This is a genomic window from Synechococcus sp. W55.1, from assembly GCF_047461655.1.
In the GTDB taxonomy this organism is placed as follows: domain Bacteria; phylum Cyanobacteriota; class Cyanobacteriia; order Thermostichales; family Thermostichaceae; genus Thermostichus.
Map to the genome: position 1 here is coordinate 1 of NZ_JANSHN010000038.1, position 17,741 is coordinate 17,741.

The 17,741-nt window shown below is 58.2% G+C and carries 15 protein-coding genes and 1 CRISPR repeat array; of the genes, 8 read left to right on the top strand and 7 right to left on the bottom strand.

The window, feature by feature from the left end:
• The first annotated feature begins 157 nt into the window (after positions 1 to 157).
• The 4 genes from NW816_RS13675 (at position 158) to NW816_RS13690 (ending at position 6,364) form a co-directional block, all read left to right on the top strand.
• Complete coding sequence (locus tag NW816_RS13675; protein WP_414409516.1) at positions 158 to 1,600, top strand: gamma-aminobutyraldehyde dehydrogenase; 1,443 nt, start codon at positions 158 to 160, stop codon at positions 1,598 to 1,600.
• Positions 1,601 to 1,843: 243 nt separating this feature from the next.
• Positions 1,844 to 3,862 (top strand): magnesium chelatase ATPase subunit D, encoded by a 2,019-nt coding sequence (gene bchD / locus NW816_RS13680; protein WP_414409517.1) that lies wholly within the window; start codon positions 1,844 to 1,846, stop codon positions 3,860 to 3,862.
• Positions 3,863 to 3,987: 125 nt separating this feature from the next.
• Positions 3,988 to 4,716 (top strand): DUF2993 domain-containing protein, encoded by a 729-nt coding sequence (locus NW816_RS13685; protein WP_414390715.1) that lies wholly within the window; start codon positions 3,988 to 3,990, stop codon positions 4,714 to 4,716.
• Positions 4,717 to 5,302: 586 nt separating this feature from the next.
• Entirely contained in the window at positions 5,303 to 6,364 is a 1,062-nt protein-coding gene (locus tag NW816_RS13690; protein WP_414409518.1) for a sensor histidine kinase, read from the top strand.
• A gap of 53 nt (positions 6,365 to 6,417) precedes the next feature.
• Here the strand turns inward: NW816_RS13690 and NW816_RS13695 are convergent, their stop codons facing one another.
• The 4 genes from NW816_RS13695 to NW816_RS13710 all read right to left on the bottom strand — a co-directional run bounded on the left by NW816_RS13695 (position 6,418) and on the right by NW816_RS13710 (position 8,361).
• A complete protein-coding gene (locus NW816_RS13695; protein ID WP_414357567.1) occupies positions 6,418 to 7,026 on the bottom strand; it encodes a response regulator in 609 nt (202 codons plus the stop codon).
• Between the two features lie 253 nt (positions 7,027 to 7,279).
• Positions 7,280 to 7,594 (bottom strand): DUF3007 family protein, encoded by a 315-nt coding sequence (locus tag NW816_RS13700; RefSeq protein WP_414357568.1) that lies wholly within the window; start codon positions 7,592 to 7,594, stop codon positions 7,280 to 7,282.
• A gap of 28 nt (positions 7,595 to 7,622) precedes the next feature.
• The gene (gene ndhL / locus NW816_RS13705; RefSeq protein WP_011433942.1) at positions 7,623 to 7,844 is read right to left on the bottom strand and encodes an NAD(P)H-quinone oxidoreductase subunit L; all 222 of its coding nucleotides are present in this window, start codon (positions 7,842 to 7,844) and stop codon (positions 7,623 to 7,625) included.
• Between the two features lie 112 nt (positions 7,845 to 7,956).
• Positions 7,957 to 8,361 (bottom strand): NIL domain-containing protein, encoded by a 405-nt coding sequence (locus NW816_RS13710; protein WP_414409519.1) that lies wholly within the window; start codon positions 8,359 to 8,361, stop codon positions 7,957 to 7,959.
• A 335-nt stretch (positions 8,362 to 8,696) separates the two neighbouring features.
• Here NW816_RS13710 and NW816_RS13715 point away from each other — a divergent pair, with 335 nt between their 5' ends.
• Together NW816_RS13715 and NW816_RS13720 are read left to right on the top strand one after the other, a co-directional pair.
• Complete coding sequence (locus NW816_RS13715) at positions 8,697 to 8,867, top strand: hypothetical protein (protein ID WP_414357569.1); 171 nt, start codon at positions 8,697 to 8,699, stop codon at positions 8,865 to 8,867.
• 7 nt (positions 8,868 to 8,874) lie between these two features.
• Positions 8,875 to 11,310 (top strand): endonuclease MutS2, encoded by a 2,436-nt coding sequence (locus NW816_RS13720; protein WP_414409520.1) that lies wholly within the window; start codon positions 8,875 to 8,877, stop codon positions 11,308 to 11,310.
• 207 nt (positions 11,311 to 11,517) lie between these two features.
• Here the strand turns inward: NW816_RS13720 and NW816_RS13725 are convergent, their stop codons facing one another.
• From NW816_RS13725 to NW816_RS13735, 3 genes are all read right to left on the bottom strand, one after another.
• Complete coding sequence (locus NW816_RS13725; RefSeq protein ID WP_414357571.1) at positions 11,518 to 11,772, bottom strand: hypothetical protein; 255 nt, start codon at positions 11,770 to 11,772, stop codon at positions 11,518 to 11,520.
• Between the two features lie 121 nt (positions 11,773 to 11,893).
• On the bottom strand, positions 11,894 to 12,322 hold the full coding sequence (locus NW816_RS13730; RefSeq protein WP_414409521.1) for an urease subunit beta: 429 nt from the start codon (positions 12,320 to 12,322) through the stop codon (positions 11,894 to 11,896).
• A gap of 71 nt (positions 12,323 to 12,393) precedes the next feature.
• Positions 12,394 to 12,696 (bottom strand): urease subunit gamma, encoded by a 303-nt coding sequence (locus NW816_RS13735; protein ID WP_011433938.1) that lies wholly within the window; start codon positions 12,694 to 12,696, stop codon positions 12,394 to 12,396.
• 359 nt (positions 12,697 to 13,055) lie between these two features.
• Between NW816_RS13735 and NW816_RS13740 the strand changes: the two genes are divergently transcribed.
• Together NW816_RS13740 and tilS are read left to right on the top strand one after the other, a co-directional pair.
• Positions 13,056 to 14,225 (top strand): HrcA family transcriptional regulator, encoded by a 1,170-nt coding sequence (locus NW816_RS13740; RefSeq protein WP_414409522.1) that lies wholly within the window; start codon positions 13,056 to 13,058, stop codon positions 14,223 to 14,225.
• A 53-nt stretch (positions 14,226 to 14,278) separates the two neighbouring features.
• A complete protein-coding gene (gene tilS / locus NW816_RS13745) occupies positions 14,279 to 15,262 on the top strand; it encodes a tRNA lysidine(34) synthetase TilS (protein ID WP_414409523.1) in 984 nt (327 codons plus the stop codon).
• A 5-nt stretch (positions 15,263 to 15,267) separates the two neighbouring features.
• Positions 15,268 to 17,701: a CRISPR direct-repeat array (repeat unit 36 nt; unit sequence GTTTCCATTAATTCCACTTCCCCGAAGGGAAGCGAC).
• The last annotated feature ends 40 nt before the right edge of the window (positions 17,702 to 17,741 follow it).

Genomic DNA, 17,741 nt, shown 5'->3' on the forward strand with positions numbered 1-17,741 from the left:
GGCAGAGGAAGAGACTAAAATCCTGCCGTCAAGGGGATGGGGAAACCCCATCCGCCTATGCGGTGGGGTAGTTCATTGAAGCTTATGATTCAAGCCGAGCCAAAAAGATTCGGCACAATGGGGAGAGCCATTTCACCAAGCTGTTGAGGACATCGCTATGGCCTACAAACTCTGGATCGACGGCCAATGGGTCGATAGCCAAGGGGGGGGGTTGATGACCATCGAGAACCCGGCCACCGGCGAGAAACTGGCAGAGGTGGTGGATGCTAGCCCTGCCGATGTGGATCGGGCGGTGCAAGCTGCCCAGACCGCTTTCTACGATGGCCGTTGGTCGAAACTTACCCCCGGCGAGCGATCCCTGGCCCTCTGGAAATTGGCAGATCTGATCGAGGCTCGTGCCCCAGAACTGGCTCGTGTGGAATCGGAAAACACCGGCAAGCCCTACGAGTTCCTCAGCTTAGGGGGAGATTTGCCGTTTGCGGTGGATAATCTGCGTTTCTTCGCCGCTGCCGCCCGCGACATCCATGGCTTTAGCGCCGGGGAATATGCCAAGGGCTACACCTCCCTCTTTCGCAAAGAGCCGGTGGGGGTGTGCGCTCAAATTACCCCCTGGAACTATCCGCTGATGATGGCCGTCTGGAAGATCGGCCCCGCCCTGGCCGCCGGCTGTACGGTGGTGCTCAAGCCCGCTCCTGCCACCCCCCTGACCACCCTGATGCTGGGAGAACTGATCGCCGAGGCTGGGATCCCGCCCGGGGTAGTCAATATCGTTACCGGAGGCAATGCCACCGGCCAAGCCCTGGTGGAGCACCCCCAGGTGCGCATGGTCAGCCTTACCGGCTCTACCGCCACCGGCAAGCAGGTGATGCGGACAGCGGCAGATACCCTGAAGCGGGTGCATTTGGAACTGGGGGGCAAAGCGCCGTTTATCGTCTTCGAGGATGCGGACGTAGAGACCGTTGCTGCCAAGGCCACATTTGCTGCCACCGTCAATACCGGCCAAGACTGTACGGCAGCCACCCGCGTCTATGTGCACGAGAGCAAGCTGGCGCAGGCGCAAGAGGCCATTGTAGAAGCCATGCGCAAAGTAACGGTGGGATCCCCCTTTGAGGCCGGGGTGGAGATGGGGCCTTTGGTCTCGGCAGTCCAGCGGGAGCGGGTGATGGGATTTGTGGAGCGGGCCAAAGCAGAGGGAGCCAAGGTGCTGACCGGCGGTCGGATCCCTTCCCAGTTTGCCCAAGGCTACTACTATGAACCCACGGTGATTGCCAATGTTGATCAAAAGGCGGAGATCGTACAGAGTGAGGTTTTTGGGCCGGTTCTCACGCTCGGCTCGTTTCGTGAAGAAGCGGAAGCGCTACGCCTGGGCAATGACGTCCTATACGGGCTGGCGGCTTCTGTGTGGACTCAGGACATCGGACGAGCGATGAAGTTGGCCGCCGATCTAGAGTTCGGCACCGTCTGGATCAACGACCATATTCCCATTGCCTCTGAGGCCCCCCATGGCGGCTTCAAGCAGTCGGGATTTGGCAAAGATCTCTCGGCAGAGGCGGTGCGCGACTACCAAATCACCAAGCACGTGATGATTGCAACCCGCTGAAGCAATGCCCATCTTGAGCAGAGATGACCACCAAACGGCAGTAGCCCACCCGGAGCATTCCCAGTCGCCGTGAAGCCGTTGGCGGCCTGGATTCCGGCCCACCTCCCTTGGGAGAGGGATTTAGGGTGGTCGCGTCAGCGGCGCGGAGCGCTCGGGGAACTCCCTAAAGCGATAGACTGGGGTGTGCAGCTCCCTGTCCGCTGCGAATCGGCCCGATTGGATCTTGATCGCCAAGCTTTACCCATGGGATCCGCAACTCTATCCGCCCCTTGTACCTTTCCCCTCACCGCTGTAGTGGGGCAGCAGGCGGCCAAGCTGGCTCTGCTGCTGGCAGCAGTGGATCCCAGCCTAGGGGGGGTGGTGCTGGTGGGGCCGCGTGGCACGGCCAAGTCGGTTTTAGCCAGAGGGATCCACGCCTTGCTACCGCCCATCGAGGTGATTGCGGGATCCTATTGCAACGACGATCCGGCGCGACCGGACACCTGGTCGGACTGGGCCAAGGCTCGCTACCCAGCCGGAGAGGTGCCGCCCACCCAAGTGATATCGCCCCCCTTTGTCCAGATTCCCCTGGGCGTGACCGAAGATCGGCTGCTGGGATCCGTGGATGTGGGAGCTTCGGTGGAGCGGGGAGAAACCGTCTTTCAGCCGGGGCTGCTGGCTGCCGCCCACCGGGGTGTGCTGTACGTGGACGACATCAACCTGCTGGATGACTCAATTGCCGATCTGCTGCTGACGGTGGTGGGCGATGGGGTGAATCGCCTGGAGCGGGAAGGGATCAGCCTGCAACACCCCTGCCGGCCCCTGCTGGTGGCCACCTACAACCCCGAAGAGGGATCCCTGCGCCCCCACCTGCTGGATCGCCTGGCACTGGTGGTGCCGGTGGGGCAGGAGCTGAGCCTAGAAGAGCGAGGGGAAATTGTCCAACGGGCAACGCAATTTGTCGATGCTCCCGAGCCCTTCCTGGCCGAGCACCAGGCGGAACTGGAGGAAATCCGCACCCGCATCCTCCTGGCGCGGGAGTGGCTGCCCCAGGTCAAACCCCAGCGGGAACAGATCCACTACCTGGTGCAAGAGGCCATCCGCGGCAACGTCCAAGGGCACCGGGGAGAACAATTTGCCCTGCGAGCCGCCTGTGCCCTGGCGGCGCTGGAGGGGCGGGATCGCCTCCTGGCCGAGGATCTGCAGCAGGCCGTGCAGCTGGTGCTGCTGCCCCGCGCCCGTTACGACCCCGACCAGCCCCCGCCTCCCCCCCCGCCACCATCCCAACAGTCGGATCCCCCGCCGCCGGATCCCGACAAGGATGGGGAAGATAGAGAGGAAACGGATCCCCAACCGGAAAACCTGAGTCTGCCGGAAGAGTTTTTCTTCGAGCCGGAGCGCATTGCCCTCGACCCGCGCCTGCTGGCCTTTGCCCAGTCCCTCAACCAACAGGGGAAAACGGGATCCCGCAGCCTGGTGTTCAGCGCCGACCGGGGCCGTTACATCAAGCCCATCCTGCCCCAGGGATCCAACCCCCGCATTGCCGTCGATGCCACCTTGCGAGCCGCTGCTCCCTACCAGAAGAGCCGCCGCCAGCGACAACCGGGACGCGCCGTCGTCGTGGAACCGAGCGATATCCGCGCCAAAAAGCTGGTTCGCAAGGCCGGAGCCCTGGTGATCTTTGTGGTGGATGCCTCCGGCTCCATGGCCCTCAACCGCATGCAAGCGGCCAAAGGAGCGGCCCTGCGCCTGCTCACAGAAGCCTACCAGAACCGCGACAAGGTGGCCCTCATCGCCTTTCGTGGAGAAACTGCCGAAGTGCTGCTGCCCCCCACCCGCTCCATTGAGCTGGCCCGCCGCCGTTTGGAATCTCTGCCCTGCGGCGGGGGATCCCCTCTTGCCCATGCCCTCACCCAAGCCGTGCGGATGGGAGTCAATGCCCGTGCTGCCGGCGACGTGGGCCAGGTGATGCTGGTGGCCCTCACCGATGGTCGGGGCAACATCCCCCTCAGCCGCTCTTTGGGACGGAGCGATGGCAAACCCCAGTCGGGAACGGATCCCATCGACCTGAAGCAGGAGCTGCGGGAGATTGCCCTGCGCATCCGCGCCCTGGGGTTGAAGCTGCTCTTGATCGACTCCCAAAGCCGCTTTGTAACCACCGGCTTCAGCGCCGAACTGGCGGAATTGGCGGGCGGACGGTACTTTCATCTGCCCCGCGCCACCGACCAGGGGATCGCAGCCGTGGCCCGCTCGGCCATGCAGGAAGGACGCACCTACTCCTGAGAGAACAGCCTCTCCGTCGGCGGAGGTTGTAACTTTTCTTAATGGTTGGTTATGATCCCTGTAGGCGAACTTCACCTTGTCCCATGGCTACAGGACTCCTGCCCCAACTTTCCCTCCAGAATCCCATGGCTGTCGATTGGGTCAGTCGGGGGGTAAGCGCAGCCATTCGCGCCCTCTTTAAGCAGGCAGAGCGACTAGAAGCGCGCGTACGGGTGGAGCCTGTTGCCAAACTGTTGCAGGGTCGTATTGATAGCTTTGAGTTGTTGGGCCAGCACTTGCAGATGTACAACGGCCTGAGGCTTTCGGCCCTAGAGCTGTTTTGCAACGCGGTGGCCATCGATTTCAGCCAAATTTGGCAGGGGAAGATCAAACTGCGCCAGCCGGTACAGGCCACGATGCGTGTGGTGCTGAGCCAAGACGATCTGGTGCAATCGTTTAACACACCTTTTGTGCTGAACAGGCTGGCCCTGGTGGGACAGGATGGCAGCCCCCTATCCTTCCATCACGTCCATATCAGCATCACCCCGGCACGGCGACTGGAATTGCAGGCAAACGTACAGCAGGGAGAAGCCAGGGCTTTCCGCGTCGGTTTTTCCGCCCAAGTTGAGGTGCTGGAGCGGCGTCGCATCCGCTTTACAGATCCGGTGTTTGCAGGCGGCACAGAAGAGGAGCTGGCCTTGAGCCGGGCCTTGGTAGATTGCCTGAATGGGCTTCTGGATTTGGATCGGCTGGCCTTGCGCGGCACTGAGCTGCGGGTCGATCGGGTGAACTTACAGCCCCAGCAGATGATCCTATACGGCAGCGCCACCCTGGCCCAATTTCCCACACGCCAACCCCAATGGGAAAGTGCTTGACAGCCTTTCAAAGGGCGGCTACGCTCAATAGTGGTGAGGAGTGAAGAGAAGAAGCCTCTGGGGTCGAAACACGGACAGACTCCCAGGGGTTTTTTCATGCCTCAGGAGCTTGAGAGCTCCGCTCTGCCCCTCGATCTTGATCTGTTGAACTTGTAGTCCTTTGACCCAAACTGGGACACTACACCCAAAACGTTGGTCGCGTCGTCGCGTCAGCGTTGCCGAGCAATAATGCATGCGGCCAAAGGCTTTTCTCAATGGCCCAGGCGCCTCACCCTAACCTGAAACGACTATGATTGCTCAACGTTGGTTACGCCTGGGGATCAAGCTGTCTTTCTTTGCCGTGATGTCCACAGCTTTGCCAACCGGAATACGGCGCGGCTTCTCTAAAGAATGGGGTAGCTGGGTATCCTAAAAGCTGGGGTTACGGCATCCTTCTTTATTCATGGGGATGAAGCGGCTCAAGACATAACGGTCATTCTAAGACCTAGGAAAGAACTCTTCAGCCTTGACCGTGAGGGGATGTTTATTCTTTGCCTACGGTTGGTTCACTATTCAAGCAGGTCTTGTCAAAGCGAGCACACCGAGTTTGAAACAGCAACTACTCCGCCTACTTGAGTTTTGGCGCCGCCGCTTTCCCCACAGCCTGCGCACCCAGGTGGCATTGGTCATTGCCAGCCTTTCGTTTGTCCCCAACTTGGTTTTCATCCTGTCAGTGGAGTGGATCTGGCCCGACACGCAGTTCAGCGCTGAAGGGATCCTTCTGCTGCTGCTGTGGATCCCGTTGCTGGCGGTGCTATCGGCGGTGGTGGGCTATGCTCTGTCCTCCATGATTTTGCGCCCCCTCACCCTGCTGGCCCGCGAGTTGGCCCATTTGGAAACCTTGATCAACCAGCCTGCCCGTTGGAATCTGCTGCTCCGCCCCGGGGATCCCCAGGAAGCCCTGATCTTGCGGCAGGCCTTTGCCCAGTTGCTGCGCCAGATCCAGATCGACCAAATGCGGCGAGAAGCCTTTACCGCCACCCTGGTTCACGACCTGAAAACTCCCCTCATCGCCTTTGGGCACCTGCTGAGCGCCTTCAAACAGGATCAACAGCTCGATCCGGAGCAACGTCGCGCTCTGCTGGATCGCATCCTGCAGGAAAACCAACACAATCTCTCGCTGGTGCAGAAAATGGTGGAGGCCCACCGCCTGGAGCGGGGAGAGATCGAGCTGCATCCTCGGCCTTGCGATCTGGGATCCCTAGCCAGAAGGGTGGCCGAGCGCATGGGATCCCTGGCCCAAGAACGGGGGATCGACCTGCGAGTGGAAGGGGAAGGGTGGGGCAACGCCGATGAGGCAGAGCTGGAGCGGGCGCTGGTGAATCTGGTGGACAATGCCTTGCGCTATGCACGCCATGCAGTGGTGCTCACTGTCAGCCCCCGCCAGATCCAGGTGCAGGATGATGGCCCCGGCCTACCCGCCCCTCTGGAAGAGTTGGCCCAACCCTATGTGACCCAGCCCATTCACATTGCCGGCCACCACTACCCAACCGGCTCAGGAGGTCTAGGGCTATACATCGCCAAGCGTATCCTGCAGGCCCATGGAGGGGAATTGCGGTTGGTCGAGACGGGATCCCAAGGGGCTACTCTAGCCCTAGTGTTGCGCTGACCTTCTCTTAGCAGTTCAACCCTGGCAGAGCAAGACAGTGCGAGAAAACGTGCTCAACCGACAGGGCGACCCCGGTACATCAATCGGTACTTCACCTGCGGGGTCAAGTCTTTCTGCCCTGGATCCCCTTCCGCCGTGATGGGTTGTGGAGGGGCGGTGGGGGAGTGCGCGATCGGCTGCGGGGGAGTGGTGGAAGAAGATGTACGGCTGACCTCCCCAGGCCATACGCCCGCTTGCTCCAGAGCCCTGTAGAGTGCCGCCGTGTCAATAGGCAAAAACCACCTGGCAGCCTCGTAAATTCGTTCGAGGGAGTGGAGAATATCGTCGGCCTCTGCCAAGCCGGGGATCACATCTGCTGCCCCCTGATAAATTGCCCAGCGCCGCTCTGCAGGCTCGATGTGGCGACGGGGGTGATGAGTCAGGATCACAGGGATGTTGGGCAGCTTACTTTGGCACTCTCGACAAAAGGCATAGGGGTTAAACAGCCCCGTCGTCATGTCCACCACCATCAGATCCAAATCCAGAGGCTGACTTGCTGCCACCTCCAGCAGATCTTCACGCGGGGAAACCAGCACCACAGAGTGCCCCTGAGACTCCAGCGCCAACTTCCAGAGATGAATTTGCGAGGGCTGGCCCTGAGCTAGCAGTATGGTTTTGCTCACCGTAGATGGAGAGATGTGAGTAGAAGGGAAGGCGAAGGCTTGCACCACTTGATGATCCGTTATACGTCAGAATCTTGTGCAAGGCGCAATGTAGCATCCTTAAGAGGAGCAAATGGTGACCGGATATACAAGTGCTGCTGTTTAGGCCCAACACTCTACAAATTAAATCCGGATTAAATCCGGATCCCCAGCAGCCGACAGCCCATTTCTGGGTGCGGCCTGTCCGACGGCCTCAACGTTTGTCTTGCTCAATTCAATCTGGGATCCCTTCTTTCTCGCTTTCCAATTCAGCTTGCAGGGCCTGCCACTCTTCTGGAGACAGCGAGTGGAGTTTCTCTTGAAGTTGCTGGGTCTCAAAGCTGGCCCACTGAGCCTTCAGGGTCATTTCCCCCCGCAGCACCCGCCTCAGGTAGCCAAAAGTCCACCCCAAGCAAGCCAGCAGGAGCACCACGCTCGATATCTGCTGCGCAGCCCCCGTATCCAAGCCCGCCCAAAGCAGCAGGCCATAGAGGATCCCTCCCCCCAACAGCAGGGCTAAGCCTATAGCAAGAACATCCAATCTGCGCATGGCTCAGTGAACCGACAAACGGCCGACCTTACAGCGACCGGGGCTTGGGCCGGAACGTCATGAAGGGAGCCAAGAGCACCATGCCGGGAAAGAAAAACAAGACCAAGAAAAACATCAACACCTTTTCCCAAGCACTGCCTGAAGTCCAGCGTTTGTCCACATACAGCAGAGACAACAGAGGCAGCACCAGCAGATAGAGAACAGCCAAACCGGCATAAGTTAACCCGATCAACGATGGAGTAGAAGCCATGTCGAGTGCGTCCTGCAGCTATTTGACCTGTGTCCAACAAGTCTAACAGCATTGTTAACGGCATTGTGAAGAGATTTGTCGGCTGAAGGAAGTCGGTAACTCGGCCAACTGACTACAAACTGGTGCTGATCGCCCCAACGGGGCAGGTGGGTACGCACTGTTCGCACATGACGCAGCGGTTGCGGGAGAACTCCAGCTTCCAGTTGGGAGCAGAAATCTTCAGGGCCTCGGTTGGGCAAACTCCCGTACACAATCCGCAATCCACACACAAGTCTGGGTCAATCTGAATTTCCTTGGCCCGTTCTGTCACCTCAATGCCCAAAGACTGTACCCATTCCAATCCTGCTTCCACCTGGTCGATATCCCCTGACAGCTCCACCACCAAAGTACCCACTTCGTTGGGGGCTACCCTGGCGCGCACGATATTGGCAGCCACATCGAAGTCTTTGGCCAACCGATAGGTGAGGGGCACATTCACCAAATGGCGGGGGAAGATAAGGGTAACTCGTTTGCGCACGGATCTTGAGTGTTTTGAGTGCAGCGATTTCCTTCAGTATGGCAAGCTTGACGGAACGGAACAGTATGGCCGCGAATGCAATTCAACTGCCGCTGAAGGCGCTTTCCCACCCTCCGTAGGACAAGTCGGTTGGTGTACTCCTCAACTGGCCCACTTGCTAAGGCGAACCGGGCAGCGGTAGGGCAGGGCTTTGGACCCAGTTTTTCTGGTAAAGATCACCAGAGCCAGCGCGTGAGGCAACGGCACCGTCATCGGCACGCCCCTCCCACCAAAAGCCATCTGTGGAAGCCGACCCAGAGCCTGCCACAATAAGATAGAGAGCATCCCCAATCCCTATGGACTCATCTTTTGCTCGGCCCCGCCTCAACTCAGAGCAGTACCGGCAGATGCTGGTGCGGGATGGCGAGCGTCGCTTCCGCGAGTGGCACACGGCCTTCCTCAAGTACCAACGGCAGTTTTTGCAGGAGATGAAGCAACTGCGTCTCCAGGGTTCTTTGCATCGCTGAATGGTTAATGCCCACCGTCCCCACCTTGCACCCGCTGCCAGTCTTTTCCAAGCCCGATCCCTCCCCAGGGCCTACGGCCCGCCAAGACGAAGGGCAAGAAACTTTGGAATTGTTGGAGTGGCCCCGCCTCTGTCAACACTTGGCCACCTTTGCTGCCACACCCTTGGGCCGTCGTGCCTGCCTAGAGCTGGATCCCTGGCAGAGCCGCGCCGATAGCGAAGCCTACCTCGATCAGACTGAGGAAGCGATCCGCCTCGATCGCACACAGGCGGGGGGCCTTTCCATGGCAGGGATCCACAACCTGCTGCCGGCTTTGGAACGGGCTGAACGGGGGGGGATCCTGAGCGGGGAAGAGCTGGTGCAGATTGCTACAACTCTGGGGGCGGCCCGCCGCATTCGTCGTCTGATCGACGACCACGACCATCTGCCACGCTTGCAAACTTGGGTGAGCACCCTGCGCACCTACCCGGAGCTGGAGCAGGAGATCTTCCGCTGCCTGGAGGAACATGGCGAGGTGCGGGACAGCGCCAGCCCTGCCCTTGCCAATCTGCGCCAGCAGCAACGGCAACAGCGCAGCCAGATCCAGGAGCGCCTGCAACAGTTGATGAGCCAGTACCCCCAGGCGCTGCAGGACAACCTGATCGGCCAGCGGCAGGGACGGTTTGTCCTGATGGTCAAGGCCACCCATCGGGATCTCATCCGCGGCATTGTGCATGACAGCTCTGCCAGTGGAGCCACCCTCTATGTGGAGCCCTACGCTGTGGTGGAACTGGGCAACCGCTGGCGAGAAACCCAAGTTCAGATTCAGGCGGAGGAAGAGCGGATCTTAGCCGCGCTCTCGGCTCAGGTGGCCTCCGTCGCCACCGATCTGGAGCATTTGCAGGGGGTGATGGTGGGGTTGGATGTGGCTCTGGCTCGGGGTCGCTACAGCCTCTGGCTGGACGGCAATCGTCCCCAGTTTGTCTCGGCAGGATTGCGCCTGCGTCAGGCCAAGCACCCCCTGCTGCTCTGGCAATCTCGCGCCGCTGCCCCTTCGGAGGGTCAAGGCTCTGCTGTTGTCCCTATCGACTTCACCCTCTCGGACTCGATTCGGGTCGTAGTCATCACCGGCCCCAACACCGGCGGCAAAACCGTTGCCTTGAAAACCCTGGGGCTGTTGGTGCTCATGGCCAAGGCGGGGATCTTCCTGCCGGCTCAAGATCCGCCCCAACTGCCTTGGTTCGACAGGGTTTACGCCGACATTGGGGACGAACAATCGCTGCAACAAAATCTCTCCACCTTTTCAGGGCACATCCGCCGCATCAGCCGCATGGTACAGGCCCTGCAGTCCACTCCAGAGCCGGCCCTTGTCCTGTTGGATGAGGTGGGGGCGGGCACGGATCCCACCGAAGGCGCTGCCCTGGCGGCTGGGCTGTTGGAGTATCTCTCGGAAAAGGCGCTGCTCACCCTGGCCACCACCCACTACGGCGAGTTGAAGGCCCTGAAATACCAACATCCCTGCTTTGAAAATGCCTCGGTGGAGTTTGATGAGGTCACCCTGGCCCCCACCTATCGCCTTTTGTGGGGGATCCCAGGCCGCTCCAATGCCTTGACCATTGCTCAACGGCTGCAGTTGGATCCAGAGATTCTGCGGCGGGCCCAGCAGCACCTGCAGGGGGAAAGCCAGGTGGATCAGGTGATTGCCGGGCTGGAAGCGCAGCGAGCTCAATTGGAAGAGCGGGCGGCCCAGGTGGGATCCCTGCATCGAGAGCTGGAGAGCCTATATCAACAAATGCAACAGCGTAGCCGCCAAATCGCCGAGCGAGAAGCCCGGCTGGAGCAGAAGCAAAACCAAGAACTGCAAGCCCTGTTGGCTGCTGCCCGTCAGGAAGTGGCTGCCGCCATCCGCAAATTGCAGCAGGGAGAGGATCCCCAACGCATTACTGCCGAGCTGGCGCAAATCCAGCAGCGCTACTCTCCCCCACCGCCGCCTGTGGATATGGAGTTTGTGCCAGAGGTGGGAGATCGGGTGCGGCTGAGAGGCTTGGGGCAGACGGGAGAGGTGATCGCCATCGAAGGAGATGTATATGTAGTGCGCAGCGGCATCCTCAAATTCACAGTGCCACGGGGGCAGTTGGATCCCATTGACGAACACCAGGCCAAGCAGCGCCAACGCCCCAAAGCCCCACCTCCCTCCCCTGCAGCCACAGCTCCCCTGAACCTGCGCACCAGTCAGAACACCCTCGATCTGAGGGGAAAAACCGTTGCCGAGGCCGAGGCCATTTTGGAACAGCACTTTGCCCAAGCTCCCCCCGGCCCTGTCTGGATCATCCACGGCCACGGCACAGGGCGCTTGCGGGCCGGCGTACAAGCTTACTTGCAAAATCACCCCCGCGTTCAGCGTTTTTCAGCCGCTGATCCCGAAGACGGCGGTACTGGAGTGACCGTGGCTCACCTGCAATGAGGCTTACCGGTGCCGGAGGGGACTCAGATCCAGATCAGATCCAAAGCCGAGATAAAGCTCCGGGCCCCAAGGATCCACAGGGTTTCCGAGGGCTATCATCTCCAGACAGCCGTGAGCTCAAGCTTCCCTCCCCCCTTCGGAAGAGAGACTAGGGAGGGTTAAGTTGGCTTTATTGGGTCGGAGACCGAACAAGGGCTGGCGATTGTCTCAAGCCTGACTCTGGAGCACTGCCGCTGCTGAGCTGACGGGCTGGGATCCCCTCTGTTGTCGCCGGCTTCGCCAGAGCCAGTAGCTCCGCAGCAGTTGGCCATCTCCAATGAGCTTCAACATCACCGCCACCGTCGCACCTGTCCAACTGAGAGGCCCAAAGGCGGTGCCTGCTGCTGCCAACAGCGCCAACCCAGAAAGATTTAGCCCCAAGCCTTGCACCCACATCCACAAGATAGTCTCGCGTTCTGACATCTGCCCGCTCCTAGGGGAGAAATAGGATAGCCCTACTGTCCTGAATCTGAGCGGAGACGGGGATGGGGTTGAACCTTGGCACGGCTGCCCAAAGCTGCACACTTGGGGGGGGCGGTACTCCCTAGGGATTGGCTGCTTGACCCATCCACTCCTCCAATCGGGCCAGGGCCAGCCGCTTTTGGGCGGCAGAGCGTACCGTACCCTCCGTGAGCCGATTGAAGCCATGCACCAACCCCTTGCCCCCCAAAGCCACCAGCGTCACCCGATGGGTTTGGCCTGGCTCAAAACGCACCGCATTGCCGGAAGGAATGTTGAGGCGCATGCCAAAGCTGGCGGCGCGATCGAAAACCAGGGCCCGGTTCACCTCGAAAAAGTGAAAATGGGATCCCACCTGAACGGGCCGATCCCCTCGGTTGGTGACCTCTAGCGTCACGGTGGCCCGCCCGACGTTGGCCTGGATGGGATCCTCTGCCAGCAGCAGTTCCCCTGGGATTAGGGCTGGCTCCGCGTTGGCGCCAGGCGTGGTTTTGGATTTGCGGCCAGAGGGCATGGGGACAACCTCCTGAAGTTTTTCGGTCTTTGGAGCATCTGGGGGATCCCTGAAAGCGGGCAGCCCCGACGCTAGCGAATGGGATGGTGCAAGGTAACCAGCTTGGTGCCGTCGGGAAAGGTGGCTTCCACTTGGATTTCGGGGATCATCTCCGGGATCCCGGGCATTACGTCCTCGCGGGTCAGCCACGTCAGCCCCTCGCTCATCAATTGGGCGACCGTTTTCCCTTCCCGCGCCCCCTCCAAAACCGCTGCGCTCAAGTAGGCCACTGCCTCAGGGTAATTGAGTTTGAGGCCCCGCTGCCGCCGATCCCGAGCCAACTGGGCAGCCAGGTAGATCAACAACTTGTCTTTCTCCTGGGGGGATAAGTACACGGGACAACCTCAAAGATACAAAAGGATACAGGGGGGACAGCAGCAGGCCCAGTTGGCCTAGAGTTGACTCAACTTTATATCACCTCTGGGCAAAAAAAGGGGTCTAGGCTAGAGGGGATTTCCCTTTCTCCTGCACAACCCACAGCCTCAACCTCTTTCGGCATTGGGTGTTGCGACTCCCTTCCTGGGCAACCCGTCATGAAAGAGTAACAATAGATGCATACAGATGTATTTAGACGCGAAAGTTTGTCTAGATTCGTATCTCAACCCTGAGTTGGTCTACCCTGGAGCAATTTACCGGCTCTGTTTAGCACTTCCCTTTAGATAGATAGGTGTTGACTGGGTTCTTTTGATCGGCTATGAAACTCGAACTGACTCCCCGCCAGCGGAAGATTCTCTGGGCGACAGTGCGTAGCTACATTGCGACGGCTGAACCTGTCGGTTCCAGAACCTTGGCCCAGTCCTACAACTTTGGGGTAAGCACGGCCACCATTCGCAACGACTTGGCCACCCTTGAGCAAGTGGGATTGCTGTTTCAGCCTCACACCTCCGCCGGACGGGTTCCTTCCGACTTTGGCTATCGGGTTTATGTCAACGATTTGTTGACCTCTGCCAACAGCGGTGGGATCCCCCACGATGCTCCTCAGCCGGATCCCCATCCCGCTCTGCAACAGTTGATGGATCAGCTTGGCCGTGAGCTGGGAGATGACTTGGACAGTCTCCTACAAAGGGTGGCCCAGCTTTTGGCCCATCTGAGCGGTTGCATTGCTCTTATCACCCCTCCTCAGGGGCCGGTGGTAGCCATTCATCATGTGCAGTTGGTGTCGGTAGCGCCAGGGCGGGTGATGGTGTTGGTGGTGACCGACTCTTATCAAACCCATTCGGCTCTGGTCAGCCCCCCCGACTGGCCCAGCGACTCCCGCGAGGATTTGGAAGATGAACTGCAATTGCTCAGCAACTTTCTCACCCTGAAGCTGCGGGGCAAAACCTTTGCCGAGCTGCAAGATCTGAGCTGGCTAAAACTGGATGAAGAATTTCGTACCTACAGCCATTGGCTGCAGCAACTGCTGCGCTCGGTGGTGCAACGGTATCTGCAGCCCTCGCTGGGACAGGTGTTCAGTGCCGGCATGGCCGAGTTGATGCGTCAGCCGGAGTTTTCCCAGGCCCGGCAGGTGCAGGCGGTGATGCAGTTGATCGAGGAGGGAGCCAAGCAACTGCAGGGGATGATCGGGCTCCATTTTGCCGATGGGGGTGATCCGCAGTTGGCGCATCTGCCTCCTCTGCCGAGCTCAACGGAGATGGATCAAGAGTCAGGACAGCCTGCCCCCAAGATCCCGGTGATCATCTACATTGGCAGCGAGAATCCACTGGAGTCTCTGCACCACTGCACGGTTATCGCCTCCACTTACCACCGTCGCTCGGCTCCTCTGGGCACCGTCACCTTGCTGGGGCCGACCCGAATGGCCTACGAACGCAGCATTGCTGCTGTGCAGGCGGTGGCCTCTCATCTGACCCGGGCTCTTGCCTAAGGGATCCCATGAAGGCAGGCAGGGTCTGGGTTGCACCTGAGCAATAACAAGCTGTGGCCAGGCTCTCTCCTCTCCACCTGCGGGTACAGTGCGCCATTCGGCAGCGGCAACTTCTTCACCCTGGCCAGCGGCTGCTGGTGGCTTTTTCGGGCGGGCAAGATTCTTTTTGCCTGCTCCAAATCCTGCGGGATCTACAGCCTCGCTGGGGCTGGCAGCTCTTCGTTTTGCATTGCGATCACCGCTGGTCGGCAGATGAAACGGAGTGTGCTCGCTTTTTGCAGGGGTGGCTGCAGCAGCAGGGACTGCCTCATGCCGTTGAGACTGCGGATCCCATCCGCCGAGATGAGGCAGGGGCCAGGGCTTGGCGCTACCAACAACTGGACAAATGGGCCCGCATCTGGGATTGCAGCGCCGTGGTGATGGGGCATACGGCCACGGATCGAGCAGAGACGTTTTTGTGGAACTTGTTGCGGGGAACAGGAGCCGCCGGGCTGAGCAGCCTGGATTGGCAGCGGCACCTAGACGACCGGGATCCCACCTCTGCCCAAGTGGTGCGACCCCTGCTGGAGCTATACCGTTGGGAAACCGAGCAATTTTGCCAACAGCACCAATTGCCAGTTTGGCCGGATCGCAGCAACCAAGATCTGGCCCATGGCCGCAACCGCCTCCGCCTAGAGGTGATGCCTTACTTGAAACAGCACTTCAACCCGCAACTGGAAGCGGCCCTGAATCGGGCTGCCACACTGCTGCAAGCAGAACATGAGCTGGTGGTAGCTCAAGCAGCTCAGCTATGGCCACAGGTATATGAGCCCGCTTTGCCAGGGCTGCGACGGGATCCCTTGCGGGCTGCCCCCTTGGCTCTGCAGCGGCAGGTAATGTTCCAGTTTTTGTCCCTGGTGTTGCCCCACCACCCCACCTTTGAACAGGTAGAAGCCGGGATCCAGCTCTTAAAAGCAGACCGAGGCAGCCGTAGCCCCGATTATCCAGGTGGGCACTGGCTGGAAGTGAAAGGGGATCACTTGGTTTGTTTCCATTAATTTTTCTTTCCATTAATTCCACTTCCCCGAGGGGAAGCAACGCGACGCTGCCCAACGCCGATCTGTCAGCCTGTCTGTTTCCATTAATTCCACTTCCCCGAAGGGAAGCGACCAGCATGGCAATCTGATTGTGGTGGATCAATCTGGATCGTTTCCATTAATTCCACTTCCCCGAAGGGAAGCGACAGGTCATCCCTTGGGGACAGACAAGCTAATGCCTAACAGTTTCCATTAATTCCACTTCCCCGAAGGGAAGCGACTTTGAGGAAGAACATCATCAGATATTTGACTTATATGTTTCCATTAATTCCACTTCCCCGAAGGGAAGCGACCGCTTAGCTTTAGCGCTTATTTATCTAAGGTACGACTGTTTCCATTAATTCCACTTCCCCGAAGGGAAGCGACAAACACTAGCAAGGCTGAACGGGGTGCTCTACGCCTAGTTTCCATTAATTCCACTTCCCCGAAGGGAAGCGACTTATTGCCAGTTTGTACAGCTTACCTACTGTAATCGTTTCCATTAATTCCACTTCCCCGAAGGGAAGCGACCCGGTGCCCCGTAGCCACTCTGACAAAAGAGGCTAGTTTCCATTAATTCCACTTCCCCGAAGGGAAGCGACTTCGTCAACCTGACGCCACACACCATTAACGAAGTAGTGTTTCCATTAATTCCACTTCCCCGAAGGGAAGCGACACTGCTTTAGCAGGTACTGCCCAAGAGAGGGCTAAATAGTTTCCATTAATTCCACTTCCCCGAAGGGAAGCGACAGCAAGACCCAATTACATTAAGAAGCACCACCCTCAGTTTCCATTAATTCCACTTCCCCGAAGGGAAGCGACTGAACCTTCCAATTATGGTTGAGGGCGATCTCCTGGAGTTTCCATTAATTCCACTTCCCCGAAGGGAAGCGACTGGCAGGCTCTTGCAAGCATTGCATCCCGTCTTGGAAGTTTCCATTAATTCCACTTCCCCGAAGGGAAGCGACTTCGAAGGGGTTCGCACTCAAGAAGTTTGTTATACGAAGTTTCCATTAATTCCACTTCCCCGAAGGGAAGCGACCTCAAACCTATGCTTAATGCAACATATGGCGAGATTGTTTCCATTAATTCCACTTCCCCGAAGGGAAGCGACTTAGTTGGTTGCGTATTAGGAGTACTTGGTAATGGAGTTTCCATTAATTCCACTTCCCCGAAGGGAAGCGACCTCTGTCTAACCATTCATCTACACTAGGACTAATTGGTTTCCATTAATTCCACTTCCCCGAAGGGAAGCGACGAGGGGATCCATAACACTGTCAATGGAGGGAACCATGTTTCCATTAATTCCACTTCCCCGAAGGGAAGCGACTTTTGGCCAGGTCAAGGACGACGTAGTAACTTTCTCGTTTCCATTAATTCCACTTCCCCGAAGGGAAGCGACTAGTCGTCAGGATTGGCCGTGTTAAGCAAGAATCGGGGTTTCCATTAATTCCACTTCCCCGAAGGGAAGCGACCTATTTTAGGAGAGTTGTACGCCGACCTACTTACGGTTTCCATTAATTCCACTTCCCCGAAGGGAAGCGACTACTCGTTTCCATCGGGAAGGCGTAGAGTTCTTTGAGAGTTTCCATTAATTCCACTTCCCCGAAGGGAAGCGACTGTGGGGGGAGATAGAAGCCGTCCCGCTCCACACCCGTTTCCATTAATTCCACTTCCCCGAAGGGAAGCGACTTAGAGCTACCCCTCGAGCCTCTTATATCAGTAAAGTTTCCATTAATTCCACTTCCCCGAAGGGAAGCGACTATTGCAGTTCAAAATAGTCCCCACGATTAATCCACTGTTTCCATTAATTCCACTTCCCCGAAGGGAAGCGACTTGTTTATTGCAATAACCGCTGGTTAATTGTAGAAGAGTTTCCATTAATTCCACTTCCCCGAAGGGAAGCGACCACCTGGGTGTGAAGGTAGGAGAACTATTTATTTAGTTGTTTCCATTAATTCCACTTCCCCGAAGGGAAGCGACTAAGCGAGCTAGTGGTGCAGAGAAACAAGCCTTAGAAGTTTCCATTAATTCCACTTCCCCGAAGGGAAGCGACCCGCATGCCCTTGACACTGCTGCTAGCGCCGCCATATTGTTTCCATTAATTCCACTTCCCCGAAGGGAAGCGACATCCTCATAAAGAATATTTTGTGTCGCGGGCGTCTAGTTTCCATTAATTCCACTTCCCCGAAGGGAAGCGACCTTGATGGGCGCGATCAGTTCGAAGTGTGGATCCCTTGTTTCCATTAATTCCACTTCCCCGAAGGGAAGCGACCCTGCTAAACTACAGCTATACCGCCGATAGGCGTTGAGTTTCCATTAATTCCACTTCCCCGAAGGGAAGCGACTTGTTGAAGCGATTAACGGATCCTACTCGTGTAAGCAGTTTCCATTAATTCCACTTCCCCGAAGGGAAGCGACTTGTTGAAGCGATTAACGGATCCTACTCGTGTAAGCAGTT